23 protein-coding genes and 1 riboswitch are annotated in these 24,758 nt (G+C 66.1%); of the genes, 11 read left to right on the forward strand and 12 right to left on the reverse strand.

Going from position 1 to position 24,758, the window contains the following annotated elements; translation table 11 throughout:
* Positions 1-75 precede the first annotated feature (75 nt).
* A riboswitch (cobalamin riboswitch) is annotated at positions 76-264 on the reverse strand.
* A 141-nt stretch (positions 265-405) separates the two neighbouring features.
* From cbiE to cobM, 3 genes are read left to right on the forward strand one after another with little or no spacing between them, the layout of a single operon-like run.
* Entirely contained in the window at positions 406-1,632 is a 1,227-nt protein-coding gene (gene cbiE, locus U5A57_RS10330) for a precorrin-6y C5,15-methyltransferase (decarboxylating) subunit CbiE (RefSeq protein ID WP_321910510.1), read from the forward strand.
* Positions 1,629-2,372, forward strand: coding sequence for a cobalt-precorrin-6A reductase (locus tag U5A57_RS10335; RefSeq protein ID WP_321910512.1), 744 nt, complete (start codon positions 1,629-1,631; stop codon positions 2,370-2,372). The genes cbiE and U5A57_RS10335 overlap by 4 nt, the downstream gene beginning before the upstream one ends.
* Positions 2,369-3,100 (forward strand): precorrin-4 C(11)-methyltransferase, encoded by a 732-nt coding sequence (cobM, locus tag U5A57_RS10340; protein WP_321910515.1) that lies wholly within the window; start codon positions 2,369-2,371, stop codon positions 3,098-3,100. Before U5A57_RS10335 ends, cobM begins: the two co-directional genes overlap by 4 nt.
* Positions 3,101-3,102: 2 nt before the next feature.
* On the opposite strand, the gene U5A57_RS10345 is transcribed toward cobM, so the two are convergent.
* Positions 3,103-3,549, reverse strand: a complete 447-nt coding sequence (locus U5A57_RS10345; protein ID WP_321910518.1) for a MarR family transcriptional regulator — start codon at positions 3,547-3,549, stop codon at positions 3,103-3,105.
* A gap of 115 nt (positions 3,550-3,664) precedes the next feature.
* Here U5A57_RS10345 and U5A57_RS10350 point away from each other — a divergent pair, with 115 nt between their 5' ends.
* Together U5A57_RS10350 and U5A57_RS10355 are read left to right on the forward strand one after the other, a co-directional pair.
* Complete coding sequence (locus tag U5A57_RS10350) at positions 3,665-4,030, forward strand: hypothetical protein (protein ID WP_321910520.1); 366 nt, start codon at positions 3,665-3,667, stop codon at positions 4,028-4,030.
* A gap of 13 nt (positions 4,031-4,043) precedes the next feature.
* Entirely contained in the window at positions 4,044-4,661 is a 618-nt protein-coding gene (locus tag U5A57_RS10355; RefSeq protein ID WP_321910521.1) for a glutathione S-transferase family protein, read from the forward strand.
* A 62-nt stretch (positions 4,662-4,723) separates the two neighbouring features.
* Here the strand turns inward: U5A57_RS10355 and U5A57_RS10360 are convergent, their stop codons facing one another.
* Positions 4,724-6,199, reverse strand: a complete 1,476-nt coding sequence (locus U5A57_RS10360; RefSeq protein ID WP_321910523.1) for a sodium:solute symporter — start codon at positions 6,197-6,199, stop codon at positions 4,724-4,726.
* Complete coding sequence (locus U5A57_RS10365; protein WP_321910525.1) at positions 6,196-6,411, reverse strand: DUF3311 domain-containing protein; 216 nt, start codon at positions 6,409-6,411, stop codon at positions 6,196-6,198. Before U5A57_RS10365 ends, U5A57_RS10360 begins: the two co-directional genes overlap by 4 nt.
* Before the next feature lie 246 nt (positions 6,412-6,657).
* On the opposite strand from U5A57_RS10365, the gene U5A57_RS10370 reads away from it, so the two are divergent.
* Together U5A57_RS10370 and U5A57_RS10375 are read left to right on the forward strand one after the other, a co-directional pair.
* Positions 6,658-7,335, forward strand: coding sequence for a MarC family protein (locus U5A57_RS10370; RefSeq protein ID WP_321910527.1), 678 nt, complete (start codon positions 6,658-6,660; stop codon positions 7,333-7,335).
* A gap of 55 nt (positions 7,336-7,390) precedes the next feature.
* Positions 7,391-8,224, forward strand: a complete 834-nt coding sequence (locus U5A57_RS10375; protein WP_321910529.1) for a class II glutamine amidotransferase — start codon at positions 7,391-7,393, stop codon at positions 8,222-8,224.
* A gap of 23 nt (positions 8,225-8,247) precedes the next feature.
* On the opposite strand, the gene U5A57_RS10380 is transcribed toward U5A57_RS10375, so the two are convergent.
* The 4 genes from U5A57_RS10380 to treF form a co-directional block, all read right to left on the reverse strand.
* Positions 8,248-10,236, reverse strand: a complete 1,989-nt coding sequence (locus tag U5A57_RS10380; RefSeq protein WP_415774021.1) for a PAS domain S-box protein — start codon at positions 10,234-10,236, stop codon at positions 8,248-8,250.
* Positions 10,237-10,307: 71 nt separating this feature from the next.
* Positions 10,308-11,222 carry a glycosyltransferase family 2 protein gene (locus tag U5A57_RS10385; protein ID WP_321910533.1) on the reverse strand — a complete coding sequence of 305 codons (915 nt, stop codon included), beginning with the start codon at positions 11,220-11,222 and terminating at the stop codon, positions 10,308-10,310.
* A gap of 242 nt (positions 11,223-11,464) precedes the next feature.
* Entirely contained in the window at positions 11,465-12,139 is a 675-nt protein-coding gene (locus tag U5A57_RS10390) for an HAD family hydrolase (protein WP_321910535.1), read from the reverse strand.
* A 107-nt stretch (positions 12,140-12,246) separates the two neighbouring features.
* Positions 12,247-14,058 carry an alpha,alpha-trehalase TreF gene (gene treF / locus U5A57_RS10395; RefSeq protein WP_321910537.1) on the reverse strand — a complete coding sequence of 604 codons (1,812 nt, stop codon included), beginning with the start codon at positions 14,056-14,058 and terminating at the stop codon, positions 12,247-12,249.
* Between the two features lie 234 nt (positions 14,059-14,292).
* Between treF and U5A57_RS10400 the strand changes: the two genes are divergently transcribed.
* On the forward strand, positions 14,293-15,465 hold the full coding sequence (locus U5A57_RS10400; protein ID WP_321910540.1) for a 4-hydroxybenzoate 3-monooxygenase: 1,173 nt from the start codon (positions 14,293-14,295) through the stop codon (positions 15,463-15,465).
* A gap of 86 nt (positions 15,466-15,551) precedes the next feature.
* Here the strand turns inward: U5A57_RS10400 and U5A57_RS10405 are convergent, their stop codons facing one another.
* From U5A57_RS10405 to U5A57_RS10420, 4 genes are all read right to left on the reverse strand, one after another.
* Positions 15,552-16,604: an Ldh family oxidoreductase gene (locus U5A57_RS10405; protein WP_321910542.1), complete on the reverse strand. Its 1,053-nt coding sequence runs from the start codon at positions 16,602-16,604 to the stop codon at positions 15,552-15,554.
* 40 nt (positions 16,605-16,644) lie between these two features.
* Entirely contained in the window at positions 16,645-18,141 is a 1,497-nt protein-coding gene (locus tag U5A57_RS10410; protein ID WP_321910544.1) for a DASS family sodium-coupled anion symporter, read from the reverse strand.
* A gap of 303 nt (positions 18,142-18,444) precedes the next feature.
* The gene (locus tag U5A57_RS10415) at positions 18,445-18,774 is read right to left on the reverse strand and encodes a DUF4148 domain-containing protein (RefSeq protein ID WP_321910546.1); all 330 of its coding nucleotides are present in this window, start codon (positions 18,772-18,774) and stop codon (positions 18,445-18,447) included.
* 204 nt (positions 18,775-18,978) lie between these two features.
* Positions 18,979-19,662: a DJ-1/PfpI family protein gene (locus tag U5A57_RS10420; protein ID WP_321910547.1), complete on the reverse strand. Its 684-nt coding sequence runs from the start codon at positions 19,660-19,662 to the stop codon at positions 18,979-18,981.
* Between the two features lie 179 nt (positions 19,663-19,841).
* Here U5A57_RS10420 and U5A57_RS10425 point away from each other — a divergent pair, with 179 nt between their 5' ends.
* On the forward strand, positions 19,842-21,368 hold the full coding sequence (locus tag U5A57_RS10425) for an oligopeptide:H+ symporter (RefSeq protein WP_321910548.1): 1,527 nt from the start codon (positions 19,842-19,844) through the stop codon (positions 21,366-21,368).
* A gap of 69 nt (positions 21,369-21,437) precedes the next feature.
* On the opposite strand, the gene U5A57_RS10430 is transcribed toward U5A57_RS10425, so the two are convergent.
* Entirely contained in the window at positions 21,438-21,875 is a 438-nt protein-coding gene (locus U5A57_RS10430) for a carboxymuconolactone decarboxylase family protein (protein ID WP_321910550.1), read from the reverse strand.
* A 166-nt stretch (positions 21,876-22,041) separates the two neighbouring features.
* Here U5A57_RS10430 and U5A57_RS10435 point away from each other — a divergent pair, with 166 nt between their 5' ends.
* Entirely contained in the window at positions 22,042-23,532 is a 1,491-nt protein-coding gene (locus tag U5A57_RS10435) for a PLP-dependent aminotransferase family protein (RefSeq protein ID WP_321910552.1), read from the forward strand.
* 323 nt (positions 23,533-23,855) lie between these two features.
* Positions 23,856-24,302 (forward strand): HU family DNA-binding protein, encoded by a 447-nt coding sequence (locus U5A57_RS10440; protein WP_321910554.1) that lies wholly within the window; start codon positions 23,856-23,858, stop codon positions 24,300-24,302.
* The last annotated feature ends 456 nt before the right edge of the window (positions 24,303-24,758 follow it).

Below are 24,758 nucleotides of genomic sequence, written 5' to 3' on the forward strand. Positions count from 1 at the left end.
GCGCGGGAGCGGCGCGCTGCCCGCACGTGAGGCGGGAAACGGCAGCGGTATCGGTACACCCCGCCCGATATGGGTTCGCACGAACAGTCGGCCGGCAGGTCTCCTGGCTCGCAGGTCGTGGACCGCATCGGCCTTCCCGGTAAAACCAGTGGCTCGGGTGGATGCGGTCTCGCTGCTTACAGTCGCGGGGGCGGCCACAGCTTGCTGTGTTCCCTGTTTGCGATCCGGAGTTAGCGCTTCAGCGCTGACTCCGGCCTCATACAAAGTGCCTTAAAGGCGCCGGCGGACACGGTATTATGCCCGTTTTCGCGCGCGCTCCGCCCGGCAATCGGGTTGCGGGCCGCCGGTGGCGCAGGGAAACAGGCGACAAACCAGGCAACAAAGCAAGCAAAAGCGGGAGAACGAATGCAGGGCACGCAGGCATGGCTGACGGTGGTGGGCATAGGCGACGATGGCTACGCGGGCCTCGGGCGCGACGCGCGGCGCGCGCTGTTCGACGCTGCCGTCGTGACGGGCGGCGAGCGCCATCTTGCGATGCTGCCCTCGCGCGTGCGCGCGCGCCGCGAAGCGTGGCCGCAGCCGTTCAGCGTCGAGGCGCTGCTCGCGCATCGCGAGTCGAATGCGCCCGTATGCGTGCTCGCGAGCGGCGACCCCATGCTGTTCGGCGTGGGCGCGACGCTCGCGCGCCGTGTGGCACCCGGTGAAATGCGCGTGCTGCCTGCGCCTTCGTCGCTCTCGCTGGCGGCGGCGCGTATGGGCTGGGCGTTGCAGGATACGGCGATGGTCTCGCTCGTCGGCCGACCGCTCGATGCGCTGCGCCGCCATCTCTACGCGCGCTCGCGCGTGCTGGCGTTGAGCGCGGACGGGCGCACGCCCGCGGCGCTTGCCGCGCTGCTTGCGGAAGCGGGCTTCGGCGCCACGCGTCTTGCCGTGTTCGAGCATCTGGGCGGCCCGCTCGAGCGCCGCATCGAAGGCCGCGCCGATGCGTGGCACGTCGACGAAACCGCGGCGCTCAACCTCGTCGCGTTCGAATGCGAAAGCGATGTTGCGAATGCGCCTGCGCACGGCTGGACGCTCACGCCGGGCCTTCCCGACGACGCCTACCGCCACGACGGCCAGCTCACGAAGCGCGACGTGCGCGCGCTCACGCTCGCGCGCCTCGCGCCGACGCCCGGCGCGTTGCTCTGGGACGTGGGGGCGGGCAGCGGCTCGATCGGCATCGAATGGATGCGCTCGCATGCCGCTTGCCGCGCGATAGCAATCGAGGCGCACGCCGAGCGTCAACGCTTCATCGAACACAATCGCGCCGCGCTGGGCGTGCCGGGTTTGCAACTCGTCGCGGGCCGCGCGCCCGAAGCGCTCGCGGGACTCGCCACGCCCGACGCCGTCTTCATCGGCGGCGGCGTGACCGTCCCCGGCGTGCTGGACGCGTGCTGGGCGGCGCTCGCGAGCGGCGGCCGGCTCGTCGCGAACGCGGTGACGCTGCAAAGCGAAGCGGTGCTCGTGACGTGGCGCGCGCAGCATGGCGGCACGCTCACGCGTATCGGCATTGGCGAGGCGCAGCCGCTTGGCGGTTTCGATACCTGGCGTCAAGCGTTGCCGGTCACGCTCTACGAGGCGGTGAAGCCATGACCGCGCGCATCCTGCTGCTGGGCGGCACCGGCGATGCGCTGGCGATCGCGCGCACGCTTGGGCACCAGCACGTGTACTCGCTCGCGGGCCTTGGCCGCGTGCCCGCCGATCTCGGCTGCGCGGTGCGTGTGGGTGGCTTCGGCGGGGCAGAAGGGCTCGCGCGTTTTCTCGCCGATGAAGCCATCGCGCTCGTTGTCGACGCCACGCATCCTTACGCCGCGCAGATCAGCGCCAACGCGGCGCGCGCCTGCGCTGCGGCACAGGTGCCGTACTGGGCGCTGCGGCGCGCGCCGTGGCAGCCACAGCCCGGCGACGACTGGCGCATGGTGAGCGGCTGGGCCGGCGTGGTCGAAGCGCTTGCGCCGTTTGCGCGGCCGCTCTTCACGCTCGGGCGCGAACCGCTCGCGCATCTGCACGAAGTGCCGGAGCAGCAGCACTGGACGGTCCGTTGCCTCGAAGCGCATGCCGGCCACGCCCGCGCTCGCGTGATTGACGCACGCGGGCCGTTCACAGCGGAAGGCGAGCGCGCCCTGTTCACCGAAGCGCGTATCGATGTCGTGGTCAGCAAGAACAGCGGCGGCGCGGCGACCGAAGCGAAGCTCGCCGTTGCGCGCGAAATGGGCCTGCCCGTGGTGATGATGCAGCGGCCGCCGCTGCCCGATGCGCAACGCGAATTCACGTCGGCGCAAGCGGCAATCGGCGCGCTCGACGACTACATTAAGCGGAGTTTCTACGCATGACCGTTTTCTTCATTGGCGCGGGGCCGGGCGATCCTGAACTGATCACCGTGAAGGGCCAGCGCCTCGTGCGCAGTTGCCCCGTGATTCTCTACGCCGGCTCGCTCGTGCCGCCTGCCGTGCTCGAAGGCCACAGCGCGCACAAGGTGGTCGATACCGCACCGCTCACGCTGGACGAGATCGTCGCGCTGCTCGAAAACGCGCACGCACAGGGCTTCGACGTGGCACGCGTGCATTCGGGCGACCCCTCGCTCTATGGCGCAATCGGCGAGCAGATCCGGCGCTTGCGCATGCTTGGCATTCCTTATGAAGTCGTGCCCGGCGTGACCGCGACCGCCGCATGCGCGGCGGCGCTCGGCAGCGAACTCACGCTGCCCGGTATTTCGCAAACGCTCATTCTCACGCGCTACGCCACGAAAACGTCGATGCCCGAAGGCGAGCAGCTAGGCGACCTCGCGCGCCACAAGGCGACGCTCGCGATCCACCTTGGCGTGCGCCATATCACGCGCATCGTCGAGGAATTGCTCCCGCACTATGGCGAGGACTGCCCCGTGGCGGTGATCTATCGCGCGAGCTGGCCCGACGAGGAACGCGTGACAGGCACGCTTGCGGATATCGCCGAAAAAGTGCATGCCACGGATATCGAGCGTACAGCGCTCATTCTCGTGGGGCGTGTGCTCGCGGCAGAAGGATTCGCGGATTCGACGTTGTATGGGGTGTCGAAGCGCTAGCGCTACGAAAGCGCTCGCAAATGCTCGCGCAGTTTGTCGACCTCGCCCCTGGCGAAGTCCTTTTCGATTGCCTCGTGCGTTTGCTGCCATAGCGGAAATGCCGCGTTGAGCAGTCGATGCCCCTCGTCAGTGAGGCTCAGCAAACGGCTGCGCTTGTCTTCCGGGTCCTGCTCGATGACCACGAGGCCGCGCCGCTCCAGCGGCTTGAGCGCGGCCGTGAGCGTGGTGCGGTCCATGGCCAGCAGCGACGCCACGTCTTTCATGCCGGGCGGATGCGGCCGGTTCAGCGACATCAGCAGCGAAAACTGGCCGTTCGTGAGATCGAGCGGGCGTAGCACGTCGTCGAAAATGCGCGCGAGATTGCGTGCCGCCCGCTGCATATGCAGACACAGGCAGCAATCGCGCACCAATAGCGTGGTTTCGAAGGGAAGTTTCTTTGCGCGTGCCATGTTGCAATTATGTTGATATCAACCTATGCTGTCAAGGCCGGACGGGCGCCACGCCGTTGCATCCGATTTCAGACCCGTAGCCGGATCATTCACCAGACCAGCGGATGGAGGACACATGAGCGATCAGAAACTGTTTCTCGCTGTTTTTCTCGGCACCAAAGACAACGCGCGCATGAAAGGGTGGGCCGCGCTTTCCGAAGCGGAGCGGCATGCAAAGGAAAAGGAGGGCATTGCGGCCTGGCATGCGTGGGTCGAAAAGCACAAGGCGTCGATCGTCGATATGGGCGGCCCGCTCGGCAAGACCAAGTCGATTGGCGAGCGTGGCATTGCGGACACGTCTAACGCGCTAACCGGCTATACCGTTCTGCGTGCCGCATCGCACGAAGAGGCCGCGAAGCTGTTCGAAGGGCACCCGCATTTTTCGATTTTTCCTGGCGAGGCCGTCGAAGTGATGCCCGTTCTGCCGATTCCCAGTGCCTGAACGGAGGTTCGTCATGAAACTCTACGGTTTCGCTGGCACCCGTTCGCAGCGCGCGCTATGGGGCCTCAAGGAAGTCGACGCCGATTTCGAATTCATTTCGGTCAATCTGCTCGAAGGCGAGCACAGGCGGCCCGAATACCTGCGCATCAATCCCGCGGGCAAGGTTCCGGTGCTGATCGACGGCGACCGCGTGATTCCCGAGTCGGCCGCAATCGTGCTGTATCTGGCGGACAAATATCCGGAGAAGGCGCTGCTGCCCAAGGATCTCGACGAGCGGGCGCAGGCGTATCGCTGGACCCTGTTCGCCGTCACCGAACTGGAACAGCCGCTCTGGCGCATCACGCGGCACTCGTTCCTTTATCCGCCGGACAAGCGCAGTCCCGCCGATATCGAACTCGCGCGGGAGGACTTCAAGACCATGGCCGCCGTGCTCGAGAAACACCTCGAAGGGCGCGAGTTCATTGTCGGCAACCAGCTCTCGGTTGCCGACTGCGTGACGGTTTATCTGATGGACTGGGCCAACGAAGTGCAACTGCTGGAGGGCTTCCCGCGCTTGCAGGCGTATCTCGAACGCCTCTATGCACGGCCCGAGGCGCCGCAGCGCATCGCCGAAGCGCGCAAGGCAGCATAAAAAGAAAAACGGCCCAACCGGATCACGCCGGTTGGGCCGCCTTGTTATCGCGTCAGGTCAGGTCAATGCGCCCGCGCATGCTCATGATCGATATGCGTGCGCGGCTGCGTCACCGTGCTCACCACGGCCAGCACGATCACGTTCACGAACAGCGCAAGGAAGCCGATGTTGACGTCCTTGAGCGCATCGGGCGCGAACGGAATGAGCTGCGCCACGCTCACATGCGTGAGCGTCGTGACGATCACCACGAGCACGCCCGCCACGATGCCGCAGAACGCGCCTTGCTTCGTCACGCGATTGCGCGTGGAGAGGCTGCACACCATTGCCGGGAAGAGCTGCGTGACGAAGTTGTAGCCCATCAGCAGCAGCGCGACGATGGTGTCGCCGCCGTTGAGCGTGAAGCCTACCGCCACCAGTGCGACCACCGGCACGAAAATGCGTGCGAGCTTCGCGACTTGGGCGTCGTCCGCGCTCTTCGCGACGCCGCCGCGATAGATATCGTTGGCGAGCAGCGTCGAAGCCGTGGTGAGGATCATCGAGCCAGGCACGAGCGCGGTCAGCACGCCCGCCGCGCCGATCACGCCCACGAACCACGGATCGAACGTTTGCAGCGCGAGACGGAAGAGCGAGAGGTCGATGTCGCCGCCCTTCAGGCCCGGCACCTTGAGCACGGCCGCGAAGCCGCAAAAGAACACGAACAGCAGGATGAGCTGGTAGAGCGGCAGGATCATCGCGTTGCGGCGGAAGATACGGTCGTTCTTCGCGGTGTAGACCGACATGAACGTGTGCGGCCACATGAAGAAGCCCAGCGCCGTGAGCAGCACGGTGGACTGGAACCACGTCACGCTCTGGCCGCGCGCCGGGAAGGTGAGGAAGCCGGGCTTGGCCGCGTCGATGGCGCGGAACATCTCGCTCAGGCTGCCGTAGTGATGAATCGGCAGGTAAATGCCAAGGAACACGGCGATCGCGAGAATCATCGTGTCTTTCACGACCGAATTCCACGCGCAGCCGCGCACGCCTGACACGATCACGTAAGTCGTGACCACGGCCGCGCCGATCCAGATCGCCGCCGTGGAGGAAATCGCGCCATAGGAGGCCGTCGTCACAATGATGCCGAGCCCCTTCAGTTGCAGCACGAGATACGGCACGAGCGCGAGCACGCCCACGCATGCCACCAGCACGCCGAGCGCCGGGCTCTGATACTTGCGCGCGAAGAAGTGCGGCTGCGAGACGAGCCGGTGCTGCTTGGCGAAGCGCCACACGGGCGGCAGCATCCAGTACGAGATGATGTATGCAAGCGTGCCGTAAGCCAGAATGTAGTAGACGGGCGCGCCCTTGCCATAGGCGAAGCCGCTGCCGCCGAGGAACGTGAAGGTCGTGTAGATCTCGCCCGCCATCAGCAGGAACACGAACGCGGTGCCGAAGCTGCGGCCGCCCACGGCCCACTGCTCGAGGTCCATGTCGTGCCCTCTGCGGGCGCGCATGCCGAGATAGAGCGCGATGAAGGCCATCGCCGCGATGATGACGAGGGCACTCATGCTTGTACCTCCGCATCCGCTTCGAGTGGCAGGCGGTTGGCCGGATCGAGCCGGTAGACGAGCCCCATGATCACTGCGGCCAGCACGACCCACATGACGATCCAGGCCAGCACGAGCGGCATGCCGAGCACGAGCGGCTCGGTGCGATTGACGAACGGCACCCCTAACAGGATGCCGATAAAGGGCAAGGCAGCGAGCAACCGCAGTGACATGGCAACTCCTCTTTTATATGAGAAGAAAAGAAACGTCGCGCCGGGGTGCGAGGCAAACCACTCTATGCTTGTGAACGCGCCCCGTAAAGCTGCCAAAAATACTGAAGCGCTTGCGGTAAATATTGGTGCGGCGCGCCATTTTTCGGGCGCACGGCGACATCGATCAGGCACGCCAAACGCCGATCCGGCTACACTTCTCGCAGCCCGGCGCGCTGCTTGCGTGCATGCCCCTACCGGATCGACTCCATGATCGAGAGCCTGATTTCAGACATCCTGTTCGGTTTTACCGGACTCATCAGCATCATCAATCCCTTGAGCGGGGCTTTTGTTTTTCTCGATCGCACCGTAACGCTGACCGACGAAGAGCGGCGCCTGCTCGCCAAACGCGTGGCGATCAACGCGTTCTTCGTGCTGGTCGGGGCGTTTTTCGTCGGCACGCCCATCCTGCATTTCTTCGGCATTTCCATGGAAGCGCTGCGTATTGGCGGCGGTCTCGCCGTGGCCGTGGCCGGCTGGCAAATGCTCAATGCGCCCGAGCCGGAGCCGCCCGCGGTCGATCATCCGGTCAAGCCCGTGAGCCCGAGTTCGGCCGCGGGCAAGGCCTTTTTCCCGCTGACCATTCCGCTCACCACCGGCCCCGGCTCCATCGCCACGGCCATTGCGCTGAACGCCAACCGCACGCACAAGCTATCGGCGTGGCTGCTTTCGAGTTGCGCGTCGATCGTGATCTCCGCGCTCGTCATGCTCGTGATCTATTACGTATATAGCCGCGCTGCGCGGCTTTCGCAGTACCTGGGTGTGGAAGGCACGCGCGTGGCCATGCGCGTGTCGTCATTTCTGCTCCTGTGCATCGGGGTGCAGATCATACTGACTGGCCTGACCGGCTTTCTCACGCCGATCGCCGACCTGCGCGCCGTGAAGTAGCGGCGCTTTCGAGGCGGCCGGCGTACACGAGCGTCCTTACACGAAGGAGACCATCATGTGCCGCTGGCTCGCTTATAGCGGGAACCCCGTACAGCTCGAAACCGTACTGTTTCACGCACGCCACTCGCTGATCGACCAAAGCCTGCATTCGACCAAAGGCGCGACCACGACGAATGGCGACGGTTTCGGAATGGGCTGGTTCCAGGACCCGGACGACATTCCTTATCGCTACCGCAGCGTGCATCCGGCCTGGAACGACCGCAACCTGCGCGAACTCGCGCGTGCGGTGCGCGCACCCATGTTCATTGCGCATATTCGCGCGGCCACCGACACGCCGGTGCAGGAAACGAACTGCCATCCGTTTCGTCACCGGCGCTGGATCTTTGCGCACAACGGGCTGATTCGCAGCTATCCGCTCATGCGCCGCGACCTGCTCGTCGCGATCGATCCCGACCGCTTCAACGCGCTCGAAGGCTCGACGGATTCCGAAACGATGTTCTATCTGGCCATGACGTTCGGCCTCGAAATCGACCCGGTCGCCGCGCTTGAACGCATGGCGGGGTTTGTGGAAGCCACAGCGAAAAAGCATGGCGTCGAGCCCGCGCTCAATATGACCGTGTGCGCTTGCGACGGCGAGCAGATCGTCGCCGCGCGTTATTCGAGCGAACGCAATTCGCGCTCGCTTTTTCACACCACGGCGTTCCGGCATCTGCGCGAACTGTATCCCGACGACCCGCGCATCGTGGCGGCAGGCGACGACGCGTATCTGCTTGTTTCGGAGCCGCTGGGCGACCGGCCCGAGGTGTGGGCCGAAGTGCCGGAATCGACGGCCATTGTCGTGCGCGGGCCCAAGGTCGAGTACCGGCCGTTCGTGCCGGTCGCGCCTTAAAGCAGCATCAGGCGCTTAGGCGCTCAGGCGTTGCGGCGCCGTTGCCGTGTCGCCGCGAGCGCGAGCACCTCGTCGAATAGCGTGACGTCCACGGGCTTCACGAGGTGCATCTCGAAGCCCGCTTCGCGCGTGAGTTCGATGTCGGCGGCCTGGCCGAAACCCGTCATCGCGGCGAACAGCGTGTGCTCGAGCGGCGGTAGCGCGCGCAGGGCGCGCAGCGTCGCATAGCCGTCGATCTCGGGCATGGCGATGTCGATGAGCGCGGCGTCGGGCGTGAAGCCGTCCACTTCCTCGCGCGCGTGGGCGGCGCTGTAGGCCACGCGCACCTCATGGCCTTTGAGCTCGAGCAGCATGGCGAGGCTGTCGGCCGAGTCGCGGTTGTCGTCGACCACGAGCACGCGCAGCGGCGGCACGCCGGCCTCGGCGAGCGCGGCAAGCTCGGCCGCGTCCGGGGTGAGCTGCGGCGGCTGCATAGCGTGCACGGTTTCGCGCGCGAACGGCAGGCGGATCGTGAACGTGCTGCCTTTGCCCGGCCCCTGGCTCGTGGCGGAGATCGTGCCGCCATGCAGTTCGACGAGCGAGCGGCACAGCATGAGGCCGATGCCCAGCCCGTTTTCCGCGGGCCCCGGCACCGAGCGGTCCTGGCTGAACAGGCCGAAGATCGACTCGTGGGTGCCGGGCCGCAGCCCACGGCCTTCGTCGCGCACCTGGATCTGCACGGCGCGCGCAGCGGCACGCACGTCCACGACGATGCGGCTGCCGTCGGGCGAGAACTTCGAGGCGTTGTGCAGCAGGTTCTGCAGCACCTGCACGAGGCGCGTGTGGTCGCCCGTCATGGTGAGCGTCGCGTCGGGCATCTGCACTTCCACGTGCTGGCCGCGCGCCGCGGTAAAGGGCTGCGCCGCGTCGATGGCGTGCGCGACCACTTCGCACAGGTCGAGCGGCGCTTCGCGCAACTCGATCTTGCCCGACGTGATGCGCCCGACGTCGAGCAGGTCGTCCACGAGCCGCGTGAGGTGCACGATCTGGCGGTCGATCATTTCGCGCGCGCGCTCGATTTCGGGGCTCGGCGCATCCATGAGGCGCATGGTGGCCACGGCGTTGCGCACCGGCGCGAGCGGGTTGCGCAGCTCGTGCGCGAGCATGGCGAGGAATTGCTTCATCTGCTCGCTCGAATGCTCGAGTTCGTCGGTGCGGCGGCTCTCGGTCATGTCGCGCGTGACCTTCGCGAATCCCGTGAGCCGGCCGTGGCCGTCGTGCACCGCGGTGATCGTGACGTTGGCCCAGAACATCGAGCCGTCTTTGCGCACGCGCCAGCCCTCGGTCGCGACGCGGCCGAAGTCCTTCGCGCGGCGCAGCTCGCGCTCGGGTAGACCGGCGGCGATCTCGTCTGGCGGATAAAACACGGAAAAGTGCTGGCCGACGATCTCGGCCGGGCGATAGCCCTTCAGGTTGGTCGCGCCGGTGTTCCAGCTGATCACGTGGCCTTGCGGGTCCAGCATGAAGATCGCGTAGTCGCTCACGCTTTCCACGAGCAGGCGAAAGCGCTCTTCGGAAAGGCGCAGCGCCTCGACCTGGCGGCGTTCGGCGGTGAGGTCGCGCGTGACCTTGGCGAAACCCGAGAGCGAGCCGTCGCGCTCGCGCAGCGCGGTGATGACGACGTTGGCCCAGAACATCGAGCCGTCCTTGCGCACGCGCCAGCCTTCGTCGTTGAAGCGTCCGTGCAGCGCGGCTTGTTCCAGTTCGTGATCGGGCCAGCGGCGCGCGTTGGCTTCGTCGGTGTAAAAGCGCGAGAAGTGCTGGCCGATGATCTCGTGCGCTTCATAGCCCTTGATGCGGGCCGCGCCGCGATTCCAGCTCACGATGTAGCCGCGCGTGTCGAGCAGGAAGATCGCGTAATCCTCGATCGGCTCCACGAGCGCCTCGAAGCGGCGTTCGGTGTGGCTTTCGGCGGCGACGGTGTGCGGGGCGATGCCGGGGTCGGGCGTCGTCATGGTCCTCGGGTCTGTCATAGGGCCTGGTCAGAAGTTTGACAGGCTCTGGCCTCCTGAATGGACGGCCCGCGTGCAGCAGGCGCCGCAGCTTACCACGCGCGCTGCCCAGAGCGGTCGTACTTTTCGGCCATTGCCGGAATGCCTGCGCGCACGTGGCGTTCCGCGCGGCGCACCTGGCGGGTGAGCAGCACGACGTGGGGCGGCACCACGCGGCGCGCGCGCAATGTCCAGAACGCGCCGCGCAGCAGCGCGACGCCCGCGGGGCCGAGCGAGCGCTGGCGGGCGAACACGGCGAGCGCGCGGCCGGTTGCTGCGAACGCGTCGCGTGCGGGCAGACGCATCCACGCCACCCAGGCCGTGTTGCGCGCGAGCGCGCATTGCTGCGCGCGCGTGAACCAGCGATACAGCGGTTCGCGATGCGCGAGCGCCTGTTCGCAATAAACGATCTGGTGGCCGGCCGAAAGCATGTCGAGCGCGGCAAGCTCCTCTGCGCCGCCGTGCGAAAGCCGCTCCTCGTAGCCGCCGAGCGAGCGGAACACGGCCGCGCGGAAAATGCACGCGCCAGCCATGAAGTTAGCAAGCACAGGGCCTGCCAGGCCTTCGGCGCCCGGCGACGTGGCGGCGAGCATCAGGCAGGCGGGGTGAATTTCGCGCTCGTCGCCGCTCACCACGCGCGCGTTGAGCACGGCGACTTGCGCGTGCGCGTCGAACAGCTGCGCCGCACGCGCGAGCGCGCCGGGTGCGAACCAGGTGCTGTCGTCGCAGCACGCAACATAATCGGTGCGCGCGAGCAGCACGGCGCGATTGAACCCGGCCATGCCGCGGTCGCCGAGCGTCTGGACGATGCGCACTTGTGGAAAGAGCGACGCCAGCAGGGAGACGGTGGAATCGGTGGAGCCGTTGTCGGCCACGATGACGTCGGGGTGCTCGGGCAGCGCGGTAAGGCGTGCGACGGTATCGATGGTTTGGCGCACGTGATTGCGCGTGAGGACGACCACCGTCACGCGTGGCGCGCTGGGAGTTCCGGGGGCGTGGGCGGAGTCGTTCATCGCAGCAGGCGGCGGAAGCCGGCCGGTGAGTTATCGAATTGACCTATGTCAGCATACGCCGATGGCGCGCGACATGCAGTACACGCGATGTGCTAAAGGCGTGGTGCCGCGGCGGTGCTGCTGCACTGCACAGCCGTCAAGCGCGCAATTTTCGCGCCATGGCCGGCGGTGCCCGGTTTGCTCCGTAGTGACCCAACTCAGTCGCGGGCGCAGACTTCGTCGAGGTGGCCAAGCAAATCGGCGGGATCTTCGTACACGCGCAGCGCCCCCGCGCATTGCAGTTCCTCGGTGCCGTAGCCGCCCGACTGCAGGCCAATGCCGAGCGCCCGGCAGCGCTGGGCCGCCAGCATGTCCCAGACGCTGTCGCCCACCACGAGGCAGCGCTCGATCGGCATATTCAGCCGCAACGCTGCGGCGACGAAAAGATCGGGGTCCGGCTTGGCGTGGCGCACTTCGTCACGCGTGACCACGGTCGTGACAGCCGGGTCCACGCCGAGCGCCTGCAAGTTCACGGAAGCCGTGGCGAGCCGCCCGCTCGTGGCGATCGCCCAGGGCACCTGGGCGGCGGTCAGTGCGTCGAGCAGCGCCCGCGCGCCGGGCAGCGGGCGCACCTGGTCGGCGTGGCGGCGGTAGGCGTCGGCGTGGAGTTTTTGCAGGCGTGCGATGCGCTCGGGCGAGATGGCCTCGTGCGTCTCGCGCAGCAGCTGGTTCATGAAGAGCCCGCCGCTCATGCCGATACGCCGGTGAATGCGCCACACCGAAAGCTCGATGCCGTCCGCATCGAGCGCTTCCTTCCACGCGAGCACGTGCTGATAGACGCTGTCGACGAGCGTGCCGTCGAGGTCGAACAAAAAGGCCGATTCGCTGCGCATGGCTAGCTCCTGAAGCAACACGACGATGACGCTTTAGCGGCGCAAAAAGTGTACGCCGCGAGCCCAGGGCTTGCGCCGCGGGCGTTGCGGATGTTGCGGATGTTGCATTAAGGCGCGCTTGCCGCCGCCGCGCCTTGTGCGGCACCGGCTTGCGGATATATCTGCAGCAGCGCGCGCAGCACGCCGTTGGTCCACCCGAAGCCATCCTGCAGCGGATATTCGCCGCCGCCCGCCGCCGACGCCTGGGTGGCCGACGCGCTCACGTCGTACTTCTCGACGAGTTTGTGCGTGCGCGCGTAGTAAGCGAGATTCGTCGCGATCCAGCGCGAGGCGATTTCCTGCGCGAGGTCCGCCTCTCCGTAGCGGCGCAGCCCCACGACCGCGAGATATTGCAAAGGCGCCCAGCCGTTCGGCTCGTCCCATTGCTGGCCCGTTGCGACCTGGGTGGTGGCGAGGCCGCCCGGGCGCAGCAGGCCCGCGCGTACAGCGGCGGCCACGTCCTGCGCCTCGCCTTTCGTCGCGACGCCCGCATAAAGCGGGTAGACGGTCGCCGCCGTGAGCCGGTGCGTGAGCGTGCGGTGCGCGAAATCGTAGTCGCTGTACGCATGCAATTGCGGGTCCCAGAGCACGCGGTCGATGGTTTTGGCGCGTTGCTGTGCGCGCTTCGTCATCCATGCGGCCTCGCGCGCGTCGCCCTTCAGGCCGTAGGCCTTCGCGAGCGTGCGCTCGAGGATCGCCATCAGCGAATTGAGGTCCACGGGCGCGAGCGAGGTCACGTCGATGGTCGAGAGTGTGTGCCCGTCGGCGAGCCAGCGCGAGCTGTAGTCCCAGCCCGTTTCCGCGCCCGCGCGCAGGTTGCGCCAGAGGTCCGAAGCGTCGCGTTGCGGCGTGGCCCGCGCGGTGAGGATGTCCTCGCGGTACGACTCGTCGCGCGGCCGGTTGCGTGCGTCCCAGTAGCGGTTGAGCAGCGTGCCGTCGGGCAGGCGCACGAGGTGGCGCGCGGCGTGGCCGGGCTTGAGCGTTTGTTCGCCGGCCATCCAGTAGTCGTATTCCTTGCGCAGTTGCGGCAGGTAATGGAGGTACACGGCGTCGCCGTCTTTCTCGGCGACGAGGCTCACCATCTGCGCGAAAAACGGCGGCTGCGAGCGGCTCAGGTAGTACGTGCGATTGCCGTTCGGGATGTGCCCGTAGCGGTCGATCAGCGCGGCGAAATTGTTCAGCTCGTCGAGCGCAAGGTCGTGGCGGCCGCTCGCTTCCAGACCGAGCATGATGAAGTACGAGTCCCAGTAGTAGATCTCGTTGAAGCGGCCCCCCGGCACGACGTACGCATAGGGCAGCGGCAGCAGCGACGAATACGGATTCGGCTTCGCGTCGGGGCGGCGGCTCAGCACGTTCCAGAGCGTGTCGATGTGGCCGACCACGTCCTGGTTCGGATCGGAAACGTAGTGGTCCCCGGTTTGCGCCGGGGCCGCGAAATACTGGTTCACGAACTGCGCGAGCGCGGCCTTGCGCGCGGCGGCGTCGTGCTCGTCCGCGTGCTGCTGGCGCCAGCGCTCGTAGGCCGCCGTGATCTGGGCGGGGCGCTCGTTCGGCAGCATGTCGGCAAACGTCTTGCTGTCGGGGAAGATCTGCGCGAGCTGCACGTCGTGATAGAGGCGGCCGTAGAGGTCGGCGGGCGTGGCGGGCGGGTTCTCTTTTGCCGTGTTGTGTTGCGCCGGAGAACGAACCGGATCTTGTAATTCCTGCGCGCTGGCGCGGGCTGCAGCGTCAGCCTGGCCGTCGGCGGCACAGGCGGGTTGGGCGAGCGGCCATGCGAGGCACAGCGCGGCGGCTAGCGTGGCGGCAAGCGGTGTACGGCGGGGCGTGCGGCGGGATTTCGTGGCGGAATAGGACGTGGGGGAGCGGCGTGGCAAAGGCATGGCTTGATGTTCTTGGTGGGCGAGGAGCGCGCCGGCGGGCAAACCTGAAGCGCAGGCGAAGCGTGCCGTTGAGCAATTTCCGTTCCGCACAACGGTTAGCGAGCCGGCCGGCGGCTGCGGCGCTATTCGAAATCCGGATAGTGCATATTCTCCATATCGCGTTGCGCGATAACGGGTGCAGCGGTGAAACTTGCGAAAAATCAATTCAAGCAACGCCGCATCAGGAGACATCTCATGCGCACTCAGGTTGGCATCATCGGCGCCGGGCCCGCAGGCCTGCTTCTTTCCCATCTTCTGCATTTGCGTGGCATCGACTCGGTCGTGCTGGAGCTGCGTGGCCGCGAGCAGATCGAATCAACCATTCGCGCCGGCGTGCTCGAGCAAGGCACGATGGACCTGCTCACCGAAGCGGGCGTCGGCGCGCGCATGAAGGCTGAAGGCGCGCTGCATCACGGCTTCGAACTCGCGTTCGAAGGCAAGCGCCGCCGCATCGATCTCACTGGCCTCACAGGCAAAGCCATCACTGTCTATGCGCAGCATGAAGTGCTCAAGGACCTCGTGGCCGCGCGCGTGGCCGCCGACGGCAAGCTCTTCTTCAACGTCTCGAACACCTCGATTCACGGCGTGGAAACCAGCACGCCGTCGATCCGCTTCCACCACGAAGGCGAGGAGCGCGAGTTGCATTGCGACTACGTGATCGGCTGCGACGGCTTTCACGGCGTGTCGCGCGCCACGATTCCGGCGGCGCTGCGCCAGGACTATGAGCGCGTGTTCCCGTTCGGCTGGTTCGGCATTCTCGTCGAAGCGCCGCCCACTTCCGACGAGCTGATCTACGCGCGCCACGATCGCGGCTTCGCGCTCATCAGCACGCGCTCGCCGAATGTGCAGCGCATGTACTTCCAGTGCGACCCGCACGACAAGGTCGAGAACTGGTCCGACGACCGCATCTGGGCCGAGTTGCACGCACGCGTCGATTCGCTCGAAGGCCACCAGGTGGTGGAAGGCAAGATCTTCCAGAAGAACATCGTGGGCATGCGCAGCTTCGTCACGACCACGATGCAGCACGGCCGCCTGTTTCTCGCGGGCGACGCGGCGCACATCGTGCCGCCTACCGGCGCGAAGGGCCTCAATCTCGCGGTGGCGGACGTGCGCGTGCTGAGCGCGGCGCTCGTGGCGTTCTACAAGGAAGGCCGCAACGATCTGCTCGACGCGTATAGCGAAACGGCGCTGCGCCGCATCTGGCGCGCGGAGCATTTCTCGTACTGGATGACGCGTATGATGCACCGTCTCGACGACGCCACGCCGTTCGAGCAGCGCCTGCAGGTAGCCGAGCTGGAGCACGTCACCACGTCGCGCGCCGCCGCGACGGCGATGGCCGAGAACTACGTCGGCGCGGTCGCGGTGTGAGGTAATTGCAGCGCATCGAAACGGCCGCGCGAGTCCCGAGGGGCTCGCGCGGCCGTTATGCGTTTACGGCCTCGTGCTGGGCCGGCTCAAATCGCCGTGAGCGGCGCAATGCCCAGTTCGTTCGCGATATCGGCGAAGGGCTTTTTCACGGAGTCGGGCAGCGTGATCGTCTGCATGTGGCGCGCGCGATTTTCCGCTTCGTACTGGCCAGGATACTGCACCGGCTGCGAGGGGTCCTGGGGCGGGCAACTGAGCAGATAGTCGAGGAACGATTCGACCTCCTGCGAGCGCCACGTCGTATTGAAATCGACCTGCGGATCGAGCACGAGCGCGAACAGATTGTTGGTCGCGACGCCATTGCGCGGATTGTCCGGATGGATCGTGCCGCCACCCGAGAGCACGCCCGCGAGCAATTCCGCCACGAGCCCAAGCGCATAACCCTTGTGCAGGCCGAACGGCAACAGCGCGCCCAGCGGGTCGGCGAACAGCACGTTCGGGTCGCTCGTCGGTTGGCCGTTCGCGTCGATCACGGAGCCATCGGGCGCCGGCAGCCCGTTTTCCGCGAGCACGCGCGCCTTGTTCACGGCAATGGCGCTCGTGGCGATATCCACGACGAAGGGCGGCCGCCCGCCCGGCAGCGGGCCCGCGAAGCACAGCGGGTTGGTCGTGAGCCGCGGCTCGCGCCCGCCGAACGGCGCAACGGTCGGCGAGCGGTTCACCACGTTGGTGAACGCGAGCAGCACATAGCCTTGCGCTGCGACCATTTCGCCGTAATGACCCATGCGCCCCAGGTGATGGCTATGGCGCAGCGTCACGATGCATTGCCCATGTTCGCGCGTGCGAGCGATCGCGTCTTCCATCACGACCTTGCCCACGTGCTGGCCGAAGCCGCTGTGGCCGTCGTAGCCGATCAGGCTGCCGCGGTCCACCACGCGCTCGGCGCGGCCGTCGGCGGCGACGAATCCCGCAGCCAGCACGCGCTTGTAGTTCGGCAGGATCGACAGGCCATGGCTCGCGTAGCCCACGCGGTCCGACTCGATCAAATGGTCGGCTACGTCGGCGGCGATGTCTTCGGGCACCGCGACGTTCGTGAGCACGGCCGTGGCGAAGCGGCGTGCGTCGTCGATATTGACTTCCATGAGCGGCTCCTCGCAACAGTGCAGTGTTCAGGTGCAGCGTTCAGATCCAGCCCAGCCAGCGCCACCACGTCGCGGCGAACAGCAGCAACAGCAGGTAGCCGACAATCGTCAACACGATGCCCACGCGCGCGAACTGCTTCGCCGTGAACGTTTCGGTGGCGAGACACACCATGTTTTGCGGCGCGTTGATCGGCAGGACGAAGCCGAAGCTCACGACGAAGCCGAGCAGCATCGTGAGCCCGAGCCGATTGAAGTCGCCCTGCATGGACTGCAGCACCGACACGAGAATCGGCAGCATCGCGGAAGTGAGCGCCGTTGCGCTCGCAAAACCGAGGTGGATGAGGATGAGGAAGGCCGAGAGAATCGCGAAGGCAATGAATGGGCCTGCGGTGTCGAGCCCGGTGTGATGCGCGACGAGATCGCCGAGCCATTGGCCCGCCTTCGTCGTGAGCAGGGCGGTGCCGAGGCTGATGCCCACGCCGAATACGATCACCGTGCCCCACGGAATGCGGCTCTGCACGGTCTTCCAGTCCATCACGCCGAAACGCGGCAACAACAGCAGCACGAGGCCCACGTAAGTGACCGAGGTGGTGTCGAACGGGTGCAGCTTGCCTTCGGTCGCCCAGAAGCACAGCAGGCCGATGGAGACGCCCAGCAGCCGTTTTTGCGGCCCGGTCATGGGGCCCAGTTCGCGCAGCGACGCTTCGACGGCTTCCTTGCCGCCCGCGATCGCATCGGCTTCGGGCGGCAGCATCTTCAGCACGATGAACAGCAGCACGGCCGACATCACGATCGCCCAGGGCGCGCCCGCGATGAGCCAGTCGAGCCACGTGACGCGTGCGCCGAGCATCTTGTCCATGAAGCCCACGGTGAGCAGGTTCTGCGCGGCGGCGGTCTGGATGCCGACGTTCCAGATGCTGGTGGCGTTGGCCACCACGATCATGATGCCTGCCGCGATATTCGAGCGCTTGTCCACGCCGAACGCCGAGATCACGCCCACCATGATCGGCACGACGCAGGCGCTGCGCGCGGTGGCGCTCGGCACCACGAGCGAGAGCACGATGGTCACGGCGACCGCGCCGATCAGGATGCGCCGCGTGGTGGTGCCGATCAGCGAGAGCGTGACGAGCGCAATGCGCCGGTCGAGACCGGTGACGGTCATCGCTGCCGAGATGAAGAGGGCGCCGGCCACGAGCGCGAGCGCGGAATTGGAGAAGCCCGCGAGCGCCATGCTGATGGCTTTGTTGGTGCCGTAGTCGACAGCGGGGTTTTCGATGGTGGGCGCGGTGCCCACGAGAAACGCCATGAGCGAGGTGATGATGATGGCGCTCGCTTCGTACGACACGGCTTCGGTAAGCCACACGACCACGGCGAATGCGAGGATGGCGAGCATGCGCTGGCCGGCGGGCGGGAGGCTATCGGGCAAGGGCAGAAGCAGCACGACGACGAGCGCGATCACGCCCGCGATCAGGCCCACCGGTATGCCTTTTTTCTGCGGCGCGGCGCTTGCGTTGGCGGCTGGCTGGGGTGCGTTCATGGCGATGACTCCATGTTGGGCATGCACGCGGCATGGCTCGCGATGGCATCGGAGTGGCATCCGGGCGAGCGCGTGCTGCGTCGAAAAGCGACGGTGTTGCGGCTTGCGAACGAGTCAGCGCATTCGCTTCGCGGATGGTACTGCCATTCGACTGATGAAGCGTTTAGTGTGTACGGCGGGAGCGGGCGGGCGCGAAAACGGGGGACGTGCAGCGTTCAGTCGTGCTGCGGGTGCGGCGGGCAAATGGAAGGCGGAAGCGTTTTAACCGGCAACGCAGCCGGTTAAAACGGCTGATCACGCGAATTACTGGGCGGCGCCAGCAGCGTTAGCTTTCTTCTGTGCGTCCTGCAGGTTCTGCGGATAGTTCGGATCGTTCAGCGCCGGCTTGTAGCCCGCGTCTTCCAGCTTCTTCAACTCAGCATTGTTCTTCGCGCGGGCTTCCTTGCGTTCGGCCTTGCGCTGCGCCTTGGCCTGAGCCTTGGCTTGTGCTTTCTGTTCCTTGGTGAGCGGTTGCGTGGCCTGATTGGCGGCAGGAGCGCTGGCTTCCGTTTGCGCGAATGCCGGCGCGGCGACGCCGATCAGGAATGCGGCGGTAGCTGCGGCGAGAGTCAGCTTGCTGGTGGTGGAGCGCATTGATTCCCCTAATGATTGATTTGAACGGCTTACCCAGGGCTGGGACGACGGGCGCAAACGGCGGCGGTGCGCCCGTCACTCAATGTAATCGATCCACAACAAAGGCGGTATCTGGCGCTGACCCTGGCTGCCACGTCACCTCAAGGCAACAGCGAGGCAACGACGAGGCAACGGCGAGGCAACCGCGCCGGCCTCACCTTGCGCTCAGGCGGCGAGTTTCGCGGCTGCCGCGGCGACCACGCGCGCGCGTTCGGCGAGCGACGCAGCTGTCTGCGCGCGCAACCTTTCTACGATCGCAGGCGGCGCGCTGGCGGGGTCGCCAGCAGCGAACGGCGGCGCGGGCGCGTACTCGAGTTCGAGCTGCAGCGCCTGGGCGGCCTCGTCGCCGATCAGCTCGGCGGCGAGCGTCAATGCGAAATCGATACCCGCAGTGATGCCGCCGCCGGTCAGCACGTTGCCGTCGCGCACCACGCGCGCTTTCACGGGCAGCGCGCCGAGCGGCTCCAGCAGTTCGTGGAAGGCCCAGTGCGTGGTCGCGCGGCGTCCGCGCAGCAGCCCGGCCGCGCCGAGCACGAGCGCGCCCGTGCAAACCGAGGTCACGTAGCGCGCCGTGCCCGCCTGGCGGCGCAGGAACGCGAGTGTCTCGTCGTCGGGAATCAACTGCGAAACGCCGCTGCCGCCCGGCACGCAGATCACATCGAGCGGCGGGCAGTCGTCGAAAGTCGTGTCGGGCGTGAGCATGAGTCCGGTGCTCGAGCGAACCGGATCGAGCGTCTTCCAGATGAGCCGCGCCTGGGTGTCCGGCATCGAGGCGAGCACGTCGTATGGGCCGGTCAAGTCGAGCTGTTGAACGCTGGGAAAGACGAGAAAGCCGATTTGCAGTGCCATGGTGTGTTTCCAGTCAAGGGTTGGGCTGTCGAAAAGGGCAGGCGGTGGGCCGATGAATCGGGAATCACTGTAATCTCGCCACGATACGTAGCCATGCCAAAAACCGCGCAAAAACTGCCAGCGCCGCCCGCGCGAGTACAATCGCGCGCCGTGCACTACCGCAACAGGAAATACGCAACATGAATACGCCAGCCCCCGCCCCGACCACCGCAAGCCGGACCCGTTCGTTCACGACGGTCTTCCTGATAGAGATGTGGGAGCGCTTCGGCTACTACGGCATGGCGGCGCTTCTGGTGCTGTTCATGGTCGAGCAGGTCGGCTTCAGCGACCGCGAGGCGAACCTCACGTGGGGCGCTTTTGTCGCGCTCGTCTTCGCGGCCCCGGCCATCGGCGGATGGATCGGCGACCAGATTCTCGGCGCACGGCGCTCCATGGCGGCAGGCGCCGTGATTCTCGCCGCAGGCTACTTCATGCTCGCGCTGCCCAACGACAGTCTGAGCCACATGTACGCTTCGCTAGGCGTGATCGTGGTCGGCAACGGTCTCTTCAAGTCGAACGCAGCGAACCTCGTGAGGCGCATTTACGAGGGCGACGACGCGCAGCTCGACAGCGCGTTCACCATTTACTACATGGCGGTGAACATCGGCTCGACCGTCTCGATGCTCGCCACGCCGTGGATCAAGGAGCATTGGGGCTGGCATGCCGCGTTCGGCGTGTGCTGCGCGGGCATGGCGCTCGGCATCCTCAACTTCCTTTTGATGCGCCGCTCGCTCGCGCGTATCGGCTCGGCTCCGGACGACCAGCCGCTGCAACTGGGCCGCGCCGCGCTCGTGGCAGTGGGCGCCGTGGCGCTCGGCGCGGCGACGATGTTCGTGCTTCAGCATGAAACGATCGCGCGCGACTGCGTGTACGCTGCGGCGGCCGCCATTCTCGCAATATTCGGCTGGATGCTCGTGCGTTGCGAGCACGCCGAACGCGCCGGGCTGATCGCTGCGCTCATCCTCACGTGCCAGGTGATCCTGTTCTTCGTGTTCTATCAGCAGATGTCCACGTCGCTCACGCTGTTCGCGCTGCGCAACGTCGATCCGCAGTTCTCGCTGTTCGGTATGGCGCTGTTCCGATGGAGCCCGGCGCAATTCCAGGCGCTCAATCCCATCTGGATCATGGTGCTTTCGCCGGTGCTCGCCGTGCTTTACACGTCGCTTGCGCGTCGCGGCCGCGACGTGCCGGTGGCGGTGAAGTACGCCCTCGGCTTCGCCGTGGTCGCCGCCGGCTTTTTCGTGTTCGCGGCGAGCGGGCGTTATGCGGTAGAAGGGCGCGTGTCGTCGTGGTTCATGGTGGCTGGCTACGGGCTGTATTCGCTCGGCGAACTGCTCGTGAGCGGCCTCGGGCTCGCGATGATCGCGCGCTATGTGCCCGCGCGCATGAGCGGCTTCATGATGGGCGCGTATTTTGTCGCGACCGGCGTTTCGCAATATCTGGGCAGCGTGGTGGCGAATTTCGCGCAGATGCCCTCGGGCACGCTCGACCCGCTTACCTCGTTGCCGCTTTATACGCGGCTCTTCACCGGACTTGGCTGGCTCGCGTCGTTGGGCGTGCTGGTCGCCGTGCTGCTGTTGCCGATCATGAACCGCCTCTCGCGCGAGCATCACGCAAAAAGCGGCGCGCAAGCCGCGCGCGAGCCGCAATCGGAAAGCATCGAGTGATCGATACACGCGCCGCGTTCAGCCGCCGCTTAATATGCAGCGGCGGGAGCGGCGCGCTTTATTGCATGCTCAGGCCGGCAACTTGCGGAACGTCACCGCAATACGGTTCCAGCCATTGATCGCGATGATCAAGAGCGTGAGGTCGGCGATCTCCTGATCGCTGAAATGCGGCTTCACGCGCTCCCATACCTCGTCGGGCACATGCGTTTGTGCGAGCAGCGTGACCGATTCGGTCCACTCGAGCGCCGCGCGTTCGCGTTCAGTGAAGAAAGGCGTTTCACGCCACACCGAGACCGTGGCGAGCCGGCGATCGGTTTCGCCGCCCTTGCGCGCGTCCGTGGTGTGCATGTCTACGCAGTACGCGCAGCCGTTGATCTGCGAGGCACGCAGGCGCACCAGTTCCGCGAGCGGCTTTTCGATCGAGCTTTTGCTCGCGCGCTCTTCGAGCGCGATCATGGCCTTCGTGCCTTCCGGGCTGGCCTTGTAGAAATCCATACGTGCCTGCATGAGCGTTCACCTTTCGAGTTGACTGGCTTGCGTTGATCGGTTGGACCTGCGAATTGCGTAACCACAGGTGCACTTTAGGCGTTGCGCTGGCGCGTTCACATAGCCATTCTGGCAATATTTCGGGTGACCACTTTCGCTCCCGTAGCACGCTATCTGCCGCGTCATCATGGAACTCCACGTCACCGTTTCGGGCCGTCGCGACCTCGCAGGCCAGATTTATCGTCAACTGCGCGACAGCATTGTCGACGGCCGCCTTGCAGGCGGCACGCGCCTGCCGTCCACGCGCGACCTCGCATTGCAGCTCGGCGTTTCGCGCAAGACCACGCTCGACGTATTCGAGCGGCTGCTCGCCGAGGGCTATCTGAACTCGCGGCGCGGCTCGGGCACATTCGTCGCCGATACGCTCGAACGCCTGCCCGCGCGCGGGCGCGGTCATCCGAATCCGCAGATTCGTGCAGCCACCGCGGCTTCCAGCGCCGTAGCCGCTTCGGTGCGCAAAGCGCAGGCCACGCCGTGGTGGCAGGCGCAAGCCGAAGCGCTGCACGGCTCGTTGCCGCGCCTTGACGCGCGGCTTGCCTGCGACTTCGCGGGTGGCATTACCGACAAGTCACGCTTTCCCTTCGACATTTGGCGGCGCTGCATCAACGACGCGTTGCGCGTGCAGGCGCGCGGGCACGGCATGTATCGCGATCCAGCGGGCGAAGAGAAGCTGCGCCTCGCGGTGTCGCGCTACCTCGCCTTCAATCGCGCGGTACAGAGCAACTGGCAGGACGTGATCGTCACGCAGGGCGCGCAGCAGGCGCTCGATCTGCTCGCACGCGTGACGCTCGCGCCGGGCGACGTGGTCGCCGTGGAAGACCCGGGCTATCCCCCCGCGCGCGATATCTTCGCGGCACTAGGGGCGAAGATCGTGCCCGTGCCCGTGGATCGCGAGGGGCTTGTGGTCGCGCGTCTGCCGAAAGCGGCGCGGCTCGTGTACGTGACGCCCTCGCACCAGTTCCCGCTCGGCATGCCGATGAGTCTCGAGCGGCGTGTCGCGCTGCTCGAATGGGCGCAGGCGCGCGGCGCACTCGTGATCGAAGACGACTACGACTGCGAATACCGCTTCGAGGGCCGCTCGATGGAGCCGCTCAAGAGCCTCGACAACGCCGGTCTCGTCGCCTACGTCGGCACGTTTTCGAAGACCATGTTCCCGGAGCTGCGCGTGGGCTACGCGGTGCCGCCCGCCGCGCTGGCCGCGCCGCTCGCCCGCGCACGGCAGATTGGCGACGCGCACGGCTGCGTGCTCACGCAGACGGCGCTCGCCGATTTCATGCTCAACGGCCATTTCGCGCGTCATTTGCGGCGCATGCATCAGACGTATTCGCAGCGCCGCGACGTGCTGCTCGCGCATCTGCGTGGACCGCTTGCACCGTGGCTCGAACCCGTCACGCCGAACACGGCGGGGTTGCACCTGGCGGCGCGGCTCGCCGCGCCGCTCGACGCCGCGGCGGTGGCGCAGGCTGCACGCGGTGCGTCGATCGGCCTGCATCCGCTGGCGCCGTTTCACATGGAAGCGCCTGTGCAGAGCGGTTTTCTGTTCGGTTACGGCGGGGTCGACACCGAGCGTATCGACGCCGCGCTGACGTCGCTCGCCACGCTGCTGCGCACACTGTGACTGCGCGTTGCCGTCGCGCGGGCACCGGCATGGCAGCCAAAATCACGCAAAAACGCCATACGTATAGCGCTTTCCTGACAAACGCGCCAGGCGCCGCACCGGGCGAAGCGTGTCGTCCGGCATGGCTTCGGGCACGCAAGGTGCACGTTTACCCCTGTAAACAGGCGTCAAAATGTGTTCGAGAGTCAGCGCCACGCAACAAAATCGTAACGACAACGCAAAAGCTTCACGCAAAACGCTTGCGCGTATGTAGAATCCGCCGTTGAAGCACATGCATTCCGCAGTGCTTCTTCGATTCACTGACCAACACTGGTAGGAGAAACATGCCGACTTCCGCAAAGAAAGTGGCCAAAAAGGCAGCTGCCCCGGCCAAGAAGGTTGTTGCAAAGAAAGCGCCCGCCACCAAGACGGCCGCAGCTAAGAAGGTCGCCGTGAAGGCGTCCGGCGCACCGACGCCGATCAAGGACACCTTCACGAAGGCCTCGCTGGCTACCCACGTCGCTGAGCGCGCAGGCGTCGAGCCGAAGGCTGCCAAGGCTGTGCTCGCAGCGCTGGAAGACACGATCCTCGGTTCGGTCCACAAGAAGGGCGCCGGCGAATTCACGCTGTCGGGCCTTCTGAAGATCGTCGTGCAGGCCGTGCCGGCGAAGAAGAAGCGCTTCGGCAAGGATCCGTTCACGGGTGAAGAGCGCTGGTTCCCGGCCAAGCCCGCATCGGTCCGCATCAAGGCGCGCGCCCTGAAGAAGCTGAAGGACGCAGCAGCCGCCTGATCGCGCTGTAGCCGCGCCCTTCGGGTGGCGGCGATTCGTCAGTACCCAAAAATCCCCGTCGGCGTAGACGCCCGCGGGGATTTTTCATTTCAGGCCGACTTCTGCCTTGTGCGTTGCCGGCGGCACTACGGCCTGCCATCGCAGGTCCCTTGAAAGCAGGGAAGTGTCCACGCCGGCCGGGACGAGTGCATGCCGCCGCCCGCCGCGTGGGCGCAGTTGCGTTCACCGCCAAGTCCGGGAGAGCGTGATTGAACGTCCACGTGCTGCCGGTGGCGACGCGCAGAACATGGTCCATTGCCTACGCCGGACCACTCGCCTTCGCGGCTTGATTCCCTGGCCCCGTGCCAGCTCCCGCTCTCTCCGGCACGCCGCGCTCGCGCTTCCGGCCGAACGCCTTCACTTTGCGCAGAGACAGCGCTCACCGTTCACAACCCCATGAGCGTTGATGGTCCGTGA

Origin of the sequence: Paraburkholderia sp. J11-2 (genome assembly GCF_905220185.1) — a bacterium.
In the GTDB taxonomy this organism is placed as follows: domain Bacteria; phylum Pseudomonadota; class Gammaproteobacteria; order Burkholderiales; family Burkholderiaceae; genus Paraburkholderia.